Origin of the sequence: Streptomyces oceani, from assembly GCF_001751245.1 — a bacterium.
Classification (GTDB): Bacteria; Actinomycetota; Actinomycetes; order Streptomycetales; family Streptomycetaceae; genus Streptomyces; species Streptomyces oceani.
In genome coordinates, this window is the sequence record NZ_LJGU01000093.1 from 211,465 (window position 1) to 225,844 (window position 14,380).

Consider the following 14,380-nt stretch of genomic DNA (forward strand, 5'->3'; position numbering starts at 1 on the left):
ATGTTCACGCTTGCGTTGCGCTCCCTGCGGTTCCGTGTCGGTGCGTTCGCCGCCAGCTTCCTCTCCACGTTGCTGGGCGCGACCGTCCTGATGTCCTTCGCCTCGATGCTGGACACCGCGGCCGGCGATCACGTCGACGCCGCCAGTGAGGAGACGCTCGGCACCATGGCCACGGTGGTCGGCGGCTGGGGGCTGCTGCTGGTGGTCTTCGCCGTCAGCTCCACCCTGACCCTCGCCGTACGCCAGCGCGCGCAGGAGATGGCGCTGCTGAAGAGTGTCGGGGCGACGCCGGCCCAGCTCCGCCGGATGGTGGTGGGCGAGGCGCTGGTGGTCTCGACGAGCGCGGCCTTGCTGGCGGTCGCGCCGGCCATGCTGGGTGGCCGCGGGCTGCTGGCAGTCCTCAAGGAGACCGGCCAGGTCAACGAGGAGATCGACTACGCCTTCGGCGCGACGGGGCTCTCCATGGGACTCGGCATCACCTTCGCCGCGGCCGTCCTGGCGGCCTTCCTCGGTGCCCGCCGCGCCACCGCGATGCGGGCGAGGGACGCGCTGACCGACGCTCAGCTCGCCAATCCGCCGATGGGCCTGGCGCGGCGGATCGGTGCCGTACTACTCCTCCTGGTCGGCGCCAGCCAGGGCGTCGTGACCATGACCGTGATGAACGGCGAGGGCTCGGACGCCATGCAGACCGCCGGCACCGCCTCGATCACCTTCGCCCTCGGGCTGGCCCTGTTGGCGCCCCTGTTGGTTCGTACGGTCGGCGCCGTGCTGACGGCGCCGCTGCGCTGGTTTGCCGGGACCAGTGGTTATCTGACCGCGCACAACGTGCGCCGGCGCACCCAGCAGCTGGCCAACGCGCTGATGCCGGTCATCCTCTTCACCGGGATCTCCTTCGGGACGCTCTACATGCAGGCGGTGGAGAACGACGCCACCGACGCGGCGGGGCTGACGAAGAGCACCGAGGACAAGAACATCGAGCTGCTGAACTTCGTCGTCATCGGCATGATCGCGCTGTTCGCCTGCATCATGCTGATCAACACCCTGGTCGCGACCACCACCTTCCGGACGCGGGAGTTCGGCCAGCAGCGGCTGGTCGGCGCGACCCCGGGGCAGGTGCTGGGCACGGTCGGCCTGGAGGGCCTCGTCCTCGCCTGCTCGGGGATCGGCTTCGGGAGCCTCGCCGGCCTGGTCACACTGATCCCGTTCACCATCGCCCGTACGGACCGAGTGGTGCCGGACGTCGGACCCGCGATGTACGGGGGGATCGTGGCGGTGGCGCTGCTCGTCACGCTGGCCTCCTGCGTGCTCACCGCACGGCGGAGTTTGCGCACCCCGGCCATGGAGGTGGTCTCGGCCGCCTGAGAGCGTCCGGCGGTAGGTGAGGGGAGAAGGAGGGTGTCGAGGCCCGAGTCCGGCAGGGCGGAGGGAGGCAGCCGGAGGCGCTGTCGACCGACGACAACGCGGCCGGGCGCCGGGCGTCGGCGTACGCCCCACACGGTGTCGCTCCCCTGCCGCCGGACGCTCTACGGGGGACGGCTTCCGTACGGCCTCGCCCACGCCCGGCGGGGCCGTACGGGTGTCCGGGCGGGATCGGCGGGCCACCAGCGGCGTATGACATGGAGTCATTCCTTGAATACGCAAAGTGGGACATTTAGCGTGTCTTACGCACGAAGGGTGAGCGATGCACCACGATTCGCGTCCACCCCCTTTCCCCTTCACAGACCTTCCGGATCCACCCCGGGTCCGCACCTCCACAGGAGACAGCAGTGCCCAACTCCATGCTCAGCAAGATCGCGCTGTGCGCCGCAGGCGGCGCCGTAGCGGCCCTGACCGCGACCGGCCCGGCCCTGGCCAGCGACTCCTCCACCCCGGCGCCCCCGGCCAAGCAGCAGCAGGCCGAGGCGCCGGGCGCGACCGTCGACGCGGCCAAGCGCACCTACACGGGCAAGGTGATCGCTCGCACCGGCCTGAACGTCCGCACCGGACCAAGCCAGAACTACCGGGTGATCGACACCCTGGAGCACGGCGAGTACGTCCAGATCAAGTGCAAGGTCAACGGCCAGTGGATCGACGGCAACCCGCGCTGGTACAAGCTGGCGGACGGGAAGTGGGCCTGGGCGTCCGCTCGCTACATCAAGAACATCGGCCCCGCGCCGCACTGGTGCCGCTGACGACACCGCCGGCCACCCACCGGCCCACGGCAGGCGGCGCCGCGGGCGGATAGGGCCGGCGGACGTCGACTCCCCCACCGTGCCCCCGGTCGCACCACGTGACCCGGGGGCACGGTGTCGTGCGTACGCCTCATGCGACCGGAGGCGACGCCGCGCAGCCGACGAATTCCCGCACGAGGGATTGACGAGCCTACTGACACGGAGTCTCATAAAGGGCACGGCAGATGTGACCGCCGGTAACCCCGTTTCAGTGCACGTATCGAGGTGCCTCCAGCCATGACGACCGTGACGAGTGAGAACCAGGCGCTCCGGGACGCTCTCGGCCTACTCAAGGATCGGGAACAGGTGGCCGAGCGACTGCTTGACGCCTCCCGCAAGCACTCCTTCGACCCGGACACCGAACTCGACTGGGACAGCGCCTTCGAAGACGGCAAGTGGTTCTGGCCCCCGGAGCTGGTTTCCCTCTACGACACGCCCCTGTGGCACCGCATGTCAGAGGAGCAGCGCCAGGACCTGGCCCGGCACGAGGCCGCCTCCCTCGCCTCCCTGGGCATCTGGTTCGAGGTCATCCTGATGCAGCTGCTCGTCCGGCACATCTACGACAAGCCGCTGACCAGCTCGCACGTGCGTTACGCACTCACGGAGATCGCCGACGAGTGCCGGCACTCGATGATGTTCGCGCGCATGATCACCAAGAGCGGCGCGCCCGCCTACCCGGTCAGCAGGCTGCACCACAACCTCGCCCGGGTGCTCAAAACGGTGTCCACCACGCCCGGTTCGTTCACCGCGACGCTGCTCGGCGAGGAGATCCTGGACTGGATGCAGCGGCTGACCTTCCCGGACGAGCGGATACAGCCACTGGTGCGCGGCGTCACCCGGATACACGTGGTGGAGGAGGCCCGGCACGTACGGTACGCCCGCGAGGAGCTGCGTCGCCAGATGATCAGCTGCCCACGCTGGGAGGCGGAGCTGACCCGTATCAGCTCCGGCGAGGCCGCCAGGGTGTTCTCCATCTCCTTCGTCAACCCGCGGGTCTACTCCGACGTCGGACTCGACCAGCGCGAGGCCCTCGCACAGGTGCGGGCCAGCGGCCACCGCCGGGACGTGATGCAGCGGGGGGCACGACGGCTCACCGACTTCCTGGACGAGATCGGGGTGCTGCGCGGAGCGGGTCGCCGGCTGTGGAAGAGTTCCGGGCTGCTCGCCTGAGCCCGTACGGCACTCGGGCGGGTGCGGTACGCGTGGGCGGCACGCGCGTACCGCCGGTCTGACGGGAAACCGCCGAAGGACTTAAACACCCCTTCAAAGACGAGATACGCTGACCCCATGCCCACGAGCCACCTGCCCTGGAACGCCAAGGAAGCCACCGTCGGCGAGCTGGCCGATCGCGCCGGAGTCGCCACCTCCGCACTGCGCTTCTACGAGCGCGAGGGCCTGATCCACAGCCGGCGCACCAGCGGGAACCAGCGGCGCTACAGCCGGGACACACTGCGCCGCGTGGCCTTCATCCGCGCCTCGCAGCGCCTGGGTATGCCGCTGTCCGCGATCCGCGAGGTGCTGTCGCTGCTACCGGACAGCCGCACGCCCACCAAGGAGGACTGGGCGAAGGTCTCCGAGTGCTGGCGCGCGGACCTGGACGAGCGGATCGTGCTGATGCAGCAGTTGCGGGACAACCTCACCGACTGCATCGGCTGTGGCTGCCTGTCCATCGACGTGTGCGTACTGGTCAACCCCTACGACCAGCTCGGCGAGGAGGGGCCCGGGGCCCGCCGGCTCGCCCAGCCCTGCCTGTCGTACGAGGACACGGACCCGTGCGGGCAACAGACGTCCGGCCAGCAGGCCGGTCAGCCGGTCAGCGCGCGGGCTGGCGCCCAAGGCTGCCAGCCGTGCCGCGAAGAGGAAGGGTGCTGAGCGGCGGTGCGCAGCGAGGACACGCTGTTCAGCGGCGGCCCGCTGGACGGCCGGGTGCTTCCGGTACTGGTGGGGCCGACCGGGCGACCCCCGAAGTCGTACGAGGTGCCGGTGCCGTCCCCGGACGGCGGCCCGGGCGTCGTGCACGTGTACCGGCTTGAGCCCGCCGCGGTCACGCGCCGACTGCGACTGCCACGCGGCTGGCGCTACGTGCACGACCCGGACGGCCGCCCGGCGGGCGGGCTCAAGTGGCCGTGGAGCCGCCCGGATTCCGGGAGCGCGGCAGGCGGCTGAGAAGCGCCAGGAGTGGCCGGTCGGCCCGGGCCAGTGGCGTACGCGCGACCGTACGGCAGCGCTGAACGCGAGGAGGAGCGGACGGCGGGAACCGGTCGCCCGCCCCGGTACCGCGGAGGCCGTTCATCCGGGCTCGCCCCCTCCCTCGTACGACGAGCCGGGCCGCTGGACCTGCCGCTTCTCGGCGGGCTCCTCGACGTCCAGCCACGGCGGACCGGTGGGCAGCGACACGACCAGATCGCTGCGGTGCCGACTGCCCACCACCCGTCGCGCGTTGGCCTCGTCCGACTCCCGTACCCAGCGCTCGGCCGCCGGTCTGCTCCTGCCGAAGTGTTCGTGCCGGTCGACCAGGCGGCGTACCCGCTCCACGTCGTCCAGTTGCACGTACCAGACCTCGTCCAGCAGCTGACGTACGCCGGACCAGGGCTCCTCGTCCAGCAGCAGGTAGTTCCCCTCGGTGATCACCAGCGGTACGTCCGCCGTGACCGGGATACTGCCGGCCACGGGCTCCTCCAGCCCACGGTCGAAGGCGGGGGCGTAGACGACGGTCGGGTGCCGTTGGTCCCGCAGCCTGCCCAACAAGGCGGCGTAGCCCAGAGGGTCGAAGGTGTCCGGGGCGCCCTTGCGTCGCGTACGACCCAGCCGGCGCAGTTCCTGCTCGGCCAGGTGGAAGCCGTCCATCGGCACGGACACCGCACGGCCGCGGAGGCCGGTCACGAGCTGCGCGGCGAGGGTGCTCTTGCCGGCTCCGGGTGGTCCCGTGATGCCCAGCAGCCGGCGGCCGCCGGACTCGCTCAGCGCGCTGGCCCGGGCCAGGAGTTGTTGAGGGGTCACGTCGTCTCGCTCCTCGTCGTCATCCGGTCGCGGTCGTGCCGTCCCTTGAAGACGAGAGCGTGGCAGATCCGCGTGCCAGCGCCCACGAGTCCACGGAGGCGCGCGCACATGGGTGCCCGGCACGCGCCGGCGGACTTCGGGGACACATCGGGGCGTGCGGGGTGGCCACGCGTGGAAGGTCCGCCCGTGCTGGGCCAGCCGCTCGTGGCCTTTGGGCTCACCCCCGGCCCTGCCCTCCGCCCCTCCGCCCTGGCCTGCTTCCCGTCCTGCCCTGAACGGGTGAGCCGTTACCCGCACGGGTGAGGAACCCGCGCGGATGCGCCCAACACGGCGTAACGGCAGCGCGGTACGGGGCAACGCTCAGCGGAGCCCTGTCCCGGAGGTGAGTGCCTTGTATCCCGCACGGTACGTCAGCGCGACGGCGGTCGCCGTCGCCACCACTGTGTTGCTGTCCGCCCAACCCGCCTGGTCCGACACTCCGTCGCGGCCGCCGACGCCGGCGGGCCCGGATCGCGCCGACTCTGACCAGGGGTCGGAGCGGGCCGTACGGCCGCCGGACGGCCGCCCTTCGTCCGCGGCCGAGCGGGACCGGGAGCGCGGCGGCCCGGCGTCCGAGCGGCCTGACGGCCGCAGGTCCGGCAACCACGGTTCCGACGGACGCGCGCAGACGGGCCCCGCGGCCCGCCCGGACACGGCTCGGGACCGGTCGCTCAGCGAACTGCTGAGCCGGCTGGGGACGCTGTACCGGCAGACGACGGCCGCCGCCACGGCGTACGACAAGGCGACCGGGAAGCTGAAGCGTCAGCGCGCCAAGGTGGACAAGCTCACCACGCGTCTGGAGCGCGCCAGCAGCGCGGTGGACAGCGGGCGGTCCGCGGTGGGAGAGCTGGCTCGGCAGCAGTACCGGGACCGTGGCTCGGAACTGCCGGCGACGCTTCGGCTGCTGTTGTCCGACCACCCCGAACGGATGCTGCGGGGCGGTCACGTCCCCCGGCACGCGGTCAGTCAACAGAGTGTCCGGGTGAAGCGGTTGATCAGCCGGGAGCGTCAACGGGACGCCCTGACGGAGCGGGAGCGCGCGGCGATGACCAAGCAGCGGAAGCTGTCCGAGCAGCGCGAGCAGCACCGGAACCGGGCCCGCGACCGGCTGCGGGACGTGGAGCGGCTGCTCTCCTCGCTGAGCCCGGCCGAACTGGCCCGGCTACGGCAGGTGGAGGGCGCAACGGAGCATCGGGACGTGCTACCCGACGGCATGAGCGAGGCGCTGCCGGAGGGTCCGACCGTACCGCCCGAGAACCCGGGTGGTCCGCGCGGCCGGGAGGACTGGGAAGGCGCCGGGGGCTGGGATGGGCTGGAGAGACCGGAAAGGCTGGAAAGCGGGAAGGACGGGACAGGCGGTGGGACCCGGGCGAAGGAAGGCACATCCGAGCGGTCGCCGGCTGACCGACCCGCGGCGAGGTGACTCCGGTCACGCGTGAATTCCGCACCTTTGCCTCATAAGTTCACCAGATGTGTCTTTCCTTACATCAACGGAGGAAACGGTACTCAACGCCCCAACGCGGCACGGTGATCGGGCAGACTCGGGGGCATGCGCTTTGACGTGGCCGGCGAGCCCGGCGATCCGGCACGGCCCAACGAGGACTACGCCGCGGTGGCGCTACCAGCCTCCGGCGCCGGAGGCGCGCTGGTGCTGCTGGACGGCGTGACGCCACCCGCCGGGGACGACGGCTGCCAGCACGGAGTGCCGTGGTTCACCGGACGACTCGGTAGCCGACTCCTGCAACTCGCCACCACACAGCGGGACCTGTGCCTGACCGACTGCCTGACCGAGGCGATCGCCTCGACCGCCGCCGACCACCAGACCGACTGTGACCTTTCTCACCCACGCACCCCGCAGGCCACCGTCATCGCGGCTCGCTGGGGCGAGCAGGCCGTGGAGCACCTCGTCCTCTCGGACTCCGTGCTGCTGCTGGAGAGCGCGAGCGGAGAGGTACTCCCGTTGCTGGACACCCGGCTGGATCGGCTGCCGCGACAGGTGGCGCGGATCCGCGAGCAGGTCCGCGCCCTGCCCGCGGGTTCCGCCGAACACGCCGCGGCCCGGCGGGCGTACGTCCGTGAGGTGGAGGCACTGCGCAACGCCCCGGGCGGCCAGGGCTTCTACACCGCGGCGGCCGATCCCACGGTCGCCACGAAGGCCGTGACGGGCCACACGCCCCGCGCGGACCTGCGCGGGCTGCTCGCCCTCACCGACGGCGCCTCTCGCTGGACGGAGACCTTCCGGCTGGGCGACTGGGCGAGCCTGCTCTCACTGGTGCGCAAGGAGGGGTCGGAGGCGCTGCTGACCCAGGTGCGGGCCGCCGAGTCGGCCGACCCGGACGGCGCGGCCTTCCCCCGCGGGAAGTGCCATGACGACGCGACGGCGGCCTTCGTGGACCTGCCCGCACCCCGCTGAGCCGCCCTACCGATAGACGCCGGGTCAGCCACGCGGGCCCGGGCTCTCCTCGGCCCCGCCCAGGGAGTTCAACCGATGTAGCAGCCGGGCCAGTTCGGAGATCTCAGGGCGCTCCCAGGACGCCAGTCGGCGGGCGTACTTCGCGCGGCGGGCGTCCCGTACCCGAGTGAAGCGGTCATGGCCGCCCGAGGTCAGCTGGAGCAACGAGGCCCGACCGTCGTCCGGATCGGGGCTGCGGGTGATCAACCCCAGCGACTCCAGGGCGGCCACCTGACGGCTTATCGTCGCCTTGCCGACGCCGAAGTAGCCGGCGAGCGTGGTGGCCCGTTGCGGGCCTGTCTCCTCCAGGCGCACCAGGAGTCCGTACGCCGCCGGTTCCAGGTCCGGGTGCACCGCGCGGGCCAACTCCCCGGATGAGGCCCGCGCGCGTCGCATGAAGACGGAGAGCTCCCGTTCCAGGGCGAGGAACTCCGCCCCGAAATCGGTCTCGTCGTGCCCCCCAGGGGGTCCTGGGGTCGCCTCCGTGGCCGACTCCGCCGCCGGCTCGGGCAACGCCTCAGCCGCGGGCTCGCTCGCGAATCCGGTGTCGTGCACTTCGCGCCTCGGGTTTCGGTTCGGGAAAGTTTCTGACAGGGCGCCACGATCGGCGCAGCTCGGCCAGTATTTCCCAGGTTTAGACCACCGGCGACCCAACACTCCCCTTCCGGAGAGGAGTTCTACGCGCGTACGTTGCTGCCGGTGTCCCGCGAAGCTGGCGGCGCACGCGCGTCGGGTCGGCCCCCTCCACCAGGGCGGGAGGGGGCCGACCCGAACACTACGCACCGGCGGGGTCAGGCGGCCACCGGCAGCTGGGCGGGAGTCAGGGCCAGTTCCAGCACCTGTCGGACGTCCGAGACCGGATGTACCTCCAGCCCTGCCCGTACCTCCTCCGGCACCTCGTCCAGGTCCGGCTCGTTCCGCTTCGGGATGATCACGTCCCTCAGCCCGGCCCGGTGTGCGGCGAGCAGCTTCTGCTTCACCCCACCGACCGGCAGGACCCGACCGGTCAGGGACACCTCGCCGGTCATGCCCACCTCCGGCCGCACCTGGCGGCCGCTCAGCAGCGAGGCGAGCGCGGTCGTCATCGTGATGCCGGCGCTCGGCCCGTCCTTCGGCACCGCGCCCGCGGGCACGTGCAGGTGAATCCCGCGTTCCCGCAGGTCGCCGACCGGCAACTCGAGCTCGGCACCGCGCGAGCGCAGGTAGGACAGCGCGATGTGCGCGGACTCCTTCATCACCTCGCCGAGCTGCCCGGTCAGGTTGAGGCCGCTGCCGCCGGTCTCCGCGTCAGCCAGCGACGCCTCGACGTACAGTACGTCGCCGCCGACGCCGGTGACCGCGAGCCCGGTCGCCACGCCGGGCATCGCGGTGCGCCGTTCGGTCGGGTCCTGGGCGGACTCCGGGGTGTGGTGCGGCCTGCCGATCAAGGCGCGCAGCGTGTCCGGGTCGACCGTCAGGGGGAGTTCCCGAGTGCCCAGCTCGTGTTCCGCGGCGGCCTTGCGCAGCACCCGCGCGAGGGAACGCTCGAGATTCCGTACGCCGGCCTCCCGGGTGTACTCGGTGGCGAGCTTGCGTAGCGTCGCCTCCTCCAGGGTGACCTCGCCCTGCGCCAGGCCGGCTCGCTCCAGCTGCCGGGCGAGCAGGTGATCGCGGGCGATGGTGACCTTCTCCTCCTCGGTGTAGCCGTCCAGCTGGACCACCTCCATCCGGTCCCGCAACGGCTCCGGAATGGCCTCCAGGACGTTGGCCGTAGCCAGGAACACCACGTCGGACAGGTCGAGTTCGACCTCCAGGTAGTGGTCCCGGAAGGTGTGGTTCTGCGCCGGGTCCAGCACCTCGAGGAGACCGGCGGCCGGGTCGCCGCGGAAATCGGAACCGAGCTTGTCGATCTCGTCCAGCAGCACCACCGGGTTCATCGAGCCGGCCTCCTTGACGGCCCGCACGATACGGCCGGGCAGTGCGCCCACGTACGTACGCCGGTGTCCCCGGATCTCCGCCTCGTCCCGTACGCCGCCCAGCGCCACCCGGACGAACTCCCGCCCCATGGCGCGCGCGACGCTCTCACCCAGGGAGGTCTTGCCGACGCCGGGCGGCCCCACGAGCGAGAGTACGGCGCCGCCCCGGCGTCCACCGATGACCCCGAGCCCGCGATCCTCGCGGCGCTTCCGCACCGCCAGATACTCGGTGATCCGCTCCTTCACGTCGTCCAGCCCGGCGTGGTCGGCGTCCAGCACCGCCTTCGCGCCGGCGATGTCGTACGCGTCCTCGGTCCGGACGTGCCACGGCATCTCCAGGACGGTGTCCAGCCAGGTGCGAATCCAGCTGCCCTCGGGACTCTGGTCCAAGGAGCGTTCCAGCTTCTCCACCTCCTTGAGGGCGGCCTTCCGCACCTCCTCGGGCAGCGTGGCCGCCTCCACCCGGGCGCGGTAGTCCGCGGCCTCGTCCGCGTCATCCGCGGAGCCGCCGTTCAATTCGGCCAACTCCCTGCGCACGGCGTCCAGCTGACGGCGCAGCAGGAACTCGCGCTGCTGCTTGTCCACACCCTCCTGCACGTCCTTGGCGATGGACTCGGCGACGTCCTGTTCCGCGAGGTGCTCACGGAACATGTCGACGGCGAGCCGCAGCCGGGCCACCGGGTCGGTGGTGCGCAGCAGCTCGATCTTCTGTGCGGTGGACAGGAAGGGCGCGTAGCCGGAGTTGTCGGCGAGCCGCGCGATGTCGTCGAGCTGCTGGACCCGGTCGACCACCTCCCATGCGCCGCGTCCGCGCAACCAGCTGGTGACCAGCGCCCGGTACTCGGTGGCGAGTTCGGCGACCGCGCCGGGCACCGGGTCCGGCACCGCCTCCGGGATCTCGGTACCCTCCACCCAGAGGGCCGCGCCCGGGCCGGACGTGCCAGCGCCGATCCGGACCCGGCTCAGCCCGCGGACGAGCGCGCCCGGGTCGCCGCCGGACAACCGGCCCACCTGCTCGACCCGGCCCAGCACCCCGACGTCCGCGTAGCTGCCGTCGACGCGCGGCACCAGCAGCAGCCGGGGCTTCCCGCTCTCCTGACCGGCGGGCTGTACGGCTGCCTGGCCAGCGGCCTGGGCAGCGGCCTGGGCGGCTTCGGTCGCGGCTCGCACCTCGGAGTCGGACAACTCCAGCGGCACCACCATGCCCGGCAGCACCACCTCGTCGTCGAGGGGCAGCACCGGCAGGGTGAGCGGTTCGGAGTTCGAAGTCATGATCTCTCCCTAGGCAGGCAAGTTGAGCTGTACTGACTCAATGCGGAGGAGCGAGAGAATGTTCCGGACGGTCACCGGCGTTCGCTGTGGGCGATCAGCCGCCGCCGGCCGCTGCGCGGCTCCGGCAGGATGGGCGCATGCCCAGCGTGCACGAAGCCCCCGAACCACCAGTCATCCTGGACCGCCGGGACGGACCGCACGGTGAGACCGTGCTGCGCCGCAGCGGCACGCGTCTGCAGATCATCGCCAACGGCTGTTTCCTCATGGACACCTCGGACGGCGGTTCCGAACGACTCCTCGTGCGCGCGACGCTCGACGAGTTGGACGGGCGGCCGCGCCCCGCCGTACTCCTGGGGGGCCTCGGGGTCGGCTTCTCGCTGGCCGAGGCGGCGGACGAACCGCGCTGGGGCCGGATCACCGTGGTCGAACGGGAGCAGGCGGTCATCGACTGGCACCAGGACGGACCCCTGGGCGAACTGTCCGCCACCGCGCGGGCGGACGCCCGTACGGAGATCGTGCACGCCGACCTCCTCGAGCACCTACGGGACACCGAGGCTCGGTTCGACGCGCTCTGCCTGGACATCGACAACGGCCCGGACTGGACCGTCACCGAGGACAACCGCCCGCTCTACTCCCCCACCGGGTTGGCCGCCTGCCGGGCCCGGCTCACCCCCGGAGGAGTGCTGGCCGTGTGGTCCGCGCAGCCGTCGCCACGCTTCGAGGCCGCGCTGCGGGAGCACGGCTTCCTTCGGGTGCGCAGTGCCGAAATCCCCGTCGCGCGGGGCGTACCGGATGTCGTGCACTTTGCTACGAGACCGGCATAGCCCCGGCCCACAACCGGCCTTTACGCTGCTGCAAGCATGCGTACATGACGTTACGGGGCGACCAGGGGCGGCACGAAAATGGAACAGAGCAACACCACACCGACACACAACGGACACGCGGCGGTGGCGGCGGCCCCCGGCGGTCAGCGCCGCATCCTGGTGGTGGAGGACGACCAGACCATCGTCGACGCCATCAGCATACGACTGCGGGCCGAGGGCTTCCAGGTGCAGACGGCGACCGACGGACCGGGGGCCGTGGACACCGCCGAGGCGTGGCAGCCTGACCTGCTGATCCTGGACATCATGCTGCCGGGCTTCGACGGCCTCGAAGTCTGCCGGCGGGTGCAGGCGCAACGCCCCCTTCCGGTCCTGATGCTCACCGCCAGGGACGACGAGACGGACATGCTGGTCGGCCTCGGCGTGGGCGCTGACGACTACATGACCAAGCCCTTCTCCATGCGCGAACTGGCCGCTCGGGTCCATGTCCTGCTGCGCCGGGTGGAGCGGGCCGCGCTGGCCGCGCACACGCCGCGCACCGGCACGTTGCGGCTCGGTGAGCTGGAGGTCGACCACGCCCAGCGCCGGGTGCGGGTGAACGGCGAGGACGTGCACCTCACTCCCACCGAGTTCGACCTGCTGGTGTGCCTGGCGCACTCACCCCGTGCGGTGCTCTCCCGGGAGCAGTTGCTCGCGGAGGTGTGGGACTGGGCCGACGCCTCGGGCACCCGTACGGTCGACAGCCACATCAAGGCGCTGCGGCGGAAGATCGGCGCCGAGCGGATTCGTACGGTGCACGGGGTCGGTTACGCCCTGGAGACCCCCACACCGGCCGCCTCCGCCGCCGCCGACGGGGCGTGAGGTGACGGGCGCACCGTCCCGCGTACGGACGGCCTGGTCCCGGATGTGGGCCCGGATCTGGGAGGGGCTGCGCCCGCTCGATCCGTACCGCTCGGTCAAGGCGGCGCTGGGCGCGCTGGTGATCCTCTCCGTGGTGATCACCACGCTGCTGGCGCTCTTCGCGGTGCACTCGGCCACCGAGGTCCGGGTGATCACGATCCTGTCGATCATCGTCTCGCTGCTGATGACACAGTTCCTGGCCCAGACGCTCACCGCGCCGCTGGACGAGATGACGGACGCGGCGCGCGGCATGGCACGCGGCGACTACACCCGGCGGGTGCGCGGTGACCGGCGGGACGAGTTCGGCGAACTCGCCGCCACCTTCAACCGGATGGCCGCGGACCTGGAGGCGGTCGACCAGCACCGCAAGGAGCTGGTAGCGAATGTCTCGCACGAGCTGCGGACGCCGATCGCGGGTCTGCGGGCCGTACTGGAGAACGTCGTGGACGGCGTCTCCGCGGCGGATCCCGAGACCATGCGTACGGCGCTGCACCAGACGCAACGGCTCGGTCGGCTGGTCGAGCACCTGTTGGACCTGTCCCGCCTGGACAGCGGCGTGGTGCCGCTGCACGCACGCCGCTTCGAGGTGTGGCCACACCTCGCGAGCGTGCTCAAGGAAGCCAACATGAGCAAGGGGCAGGGCCACTCCCGAGCGGACGTCCATCTGCACCTGGACGTCACACCGCCGGAGCTGACCGGTCACGCGGACGAGGAGCGGCTGCACCAGGTGGTCGCCAACCTGATCGACAACGCGGTGAAGCACAGCCCGGCGCACGGGCGCGTGACGGTGCGTGCGTACGCCGGTGAGCAGCCCGAGAGCCTGGTGGTCGAGGTACTGGACGAGGGTCCGGGCATCCCGGAGGCCGAGCGGCACCAGGTGTTCGAGCGGTTCAACCGGGTGACCGGCCCAGCGGGTTCGAAGGGCGGCGCGGACGGCGGTACGGGGCTGGGTCTGGCGATCGCACGCTGGGCGGTCGACCTGCACGGGGGACGGATTCGGGTGGCGGAGTCGGACCGGGGCTGTCGGATCCAGGTCACGCTGCCGGGGCCCTAGCCAGGGCGGACGCGGACGCCCGGTGCGGGGCGCCGGACGCGCCCGGTGCGGGTTCCCGTACGGCTTCCCCCGGATCAGGGGCGCACGGCGCCCGTACGCACGGCTCAACAACCGGAGCGCGCGAGTCGATCACGCACGGGCACCAGTCGCACGCGTACGGGCAGAACGACGCTTGTTTCCCGCCAATTCTGGCTCTGAAACCAGCATTTCCCTGTGACTTGCACGACGACAGCCCGCCCGGACTGCAAGTAACCGGGTAGAAGGCGTAGCCTTTACTCCCGCTGTCCACCATTTTTTAGGAAGCGGAAGAGGGCGGTTGTCGCCGTGTCGTCACAGTCCCCCAATAGCTCGAGCGTCTCGACCGAAGCCGACGCCGCCGGGAAGAATCCCGCGGCCGCCTTCGGCCCCAACGAGTGGCTCGTCGATGAGATCTACCAGCAGTACCTCCAGGACCCGAACTCGGTAGACCGAGCCTGGTGGGACTTCTTCGCCGACTACCAACCCGGGCCGGCGGGAGCCAGCCCCCGCGAGGAGCGCGCGGTGGATACCGAGACCGCCGCGGCACCCAGTCCGGCCGAGGCCGCCGCCGCTGAGCGAGCCGGCAAGCCCGTCGTCGGTGACGGAGCGCCGAGTCAGTCGGCCGCGGCAGCCCCAGCCGCTCCCACCGCGGCTGCCCC

At 71.5% G+C, this 14,380-nt stretch carries 14 protein-coding genes; 11 read left to right on the forward strand and 3 right to left on the reverse strand.

Annotated elements, in window-relative coordinates:
• The 5 genes from AN216_RS02275 (at nt 1) to AN216_RS02295 (ending at nt 4,376) form a co-directional block, all read left to right on the forward strand.
• Nucleotides 1–1,362: an ABC transporter permease gene (locus AN216_RS02275; protein ID WP_070194855.1), complete on the forward strand. Its 1,362-nt coding sequence runs from the start codon at nt 1–3 to the stop codon at nt 1,360–1,362.
• A 404-nt stretch (nt 1,363–1,766) separates the two neighbouring features.
• Nucleotides 1,767–2,171: an SH3 domain-containing protein gene (locus tag AN216_RS02280; protein ID WP_244502279.1), complete on the forward strand. Its 405-nt coding sequence runs from the start codon at nt 1,767–1,769 to the stop codon at nt 2,169–2,171.
• 276 nt (nt 2,172–2,447) lie between these two features.
• A complete protein-coding gene (locus AN216_RS02285) occupies nt 2,448–3,380 on the forward strand; it encodes an AurF N-oxygenase family protein (RefSeq protein WP_070194856.1) in 933 nt (310 codons plus the stop codon).
• A 117-nt stretch (nt 3,381–3,497) separates the two neighbouring features.
• Nucleotides 3,498–4,082 (forward strand): redox-sensitive transcriptional activator SoxR, encoded by a 585-nt coding sequence (gene soxR, locus AN216_RS02290; RefSeq protein WP_079166151.1) that lies wholly within the window; start codon nt 3,498–3,500, stop codon nt 4,080–4,082.
• 6 nt (nt 4,083–4,088) lie between these two features.
• Nucleotides 4,089–4,376: a hypothetical protein gene (locus AN216_RS02295; protein ID WP_070194857.1), complete on the forward strand. Its 288-nt coding sequence runs from the start codon at nt 4,089–4,091 to the stop codon at nt 4,374–4,376.
• A gap of 123 nt (nt 4,377–4,499) precedes the next feature.
• Here the strand turns inward: AN216_RS02295 and AN216_RS02300 are convergent, their stop codons facing one another.
• Nucleotides 4,500–5,210, reverse strand: coding sequence for a nucleoside/nucleotide kinase family protein (locus tag AN216_RS02300; protein WP_079166152.1), 711 nt, complete (start codon nt 5,208–5,210; stop codon nt 4,500–4,502).
• A gap of 391 nt (nt 5,211–5,601) precedes the next feature.
• On the opposite strand from AN216_RS02300, the gene AN216_RS02305 reads away from it, so the two are divergent.
• The gene (locus tag AN216_RS02305) at nt 5,602–6,672 is read left to right on the forward strand and encodes a coiled-coil domain-containing protein (protein WP_070194858.1); all 1,071 of its coding nucleotides are present in this window, start codon (nt 5,602–5,604) and stop codon (nt 6,670–6,672) included.
• Between the two features lie 126 nt (nt 6,673–6,798).
• On the forward strand, nt 6,799–7,662 hold the full coding sequence (locus AN216_RS02310) for a protein phosphatase 2C domain-containing protein (RefSeq protein WP_070194859.1): 864 nt from the start codon (nt 6,799–6,801) through the stop codon (nt 7,660–7,662).
• 24 nt (nt 7,663–7,686) lie between these two features.
• Here the strand turns inward: AN216_RS02310 and AN216_RS02315 are convergent, their stop codons facing one another.
• Together AN216_RS02315 and lon are read right to left on the reverse strand one after the other, a co-directional pair.
• The gene (locus tag AN216_RS02315; RefSeq protein ID WP_420855678.1) at nt 7,687–8,256 is read right to left on the reverse strand and encodes a MarR family winged helix-turn-helix transcriptional regulator; all 570 of its coding nucleotides are present in this window, start codon (nt 8,254–8,256) and stop codon (nt 7,687–7,689) included.
• Between the two features lie 236 nt (nt 8,257–8,492).
• Nucleotides 8,493–10,928 (reverse strand): endopeptidase La, encoded by a 2,436-nt coding sequence (lon, locus tag AN216_RS02320; protein WP_070194860.1) that lies wholly within the window; start codon nt 10,926–10,928, stop codon nt 8,493–8,495.
• 137 nt (nt 10,929–11,065) lie between these two features.
• Between lon and AN216_RS02325 the strand changes: the two genes are divergently transcribed.
• The 4 genes from AN216_RS02325 to AN216_RS02340 all read left to right on the forward strand — a co-directional run.
• Nucleotides 11,066–11,752: a spermidine synthase family protein gene (locus tag AN216_RS02325; RefSeq protein ID WP_070194861.1), complete on the forward strand. Its 687-nt coding sequence runs from the start codon at nt 11,066–11,068 to the stop codon at nt 11,750–11,752.
• 78 nt (nt 11,753–11,830) lie between these two features.
• Nucleotides 11,831–12,610 (forward strand): response regulator transcription factor, encoded by a 780-nt coding sequence (locus tag AN216_RS02330; protein WP_070194862.1) that lies wholly within the window; start codon nt 11,831–11,833, stop codon nt 12,608–12,610.
• A gap of 43 nt (nt 12,611–12,653) precedes the next feature.
• Complete coding sequence (locus AN216_RS02335) at nt 12,654–13,703, forward strand: HAMP domain-containing sensor histidine kinase (protein WP_070194863.1); 1,050 nt, start codon at nt 12,654–12,656, stop codon at nt 13,701–13,703.
• A gap of 324 nt (nt 13,704–14,027) precedes the next feature.
• Nucleotides 14,028–14,380: 2-oxoglutarate dehydrogenase E1 subunit family protein (locus AN216_RS02340; protein WP_139140836.1), on the forward strand; the 353-nt coding region annotated here is incomplete at its 3' end.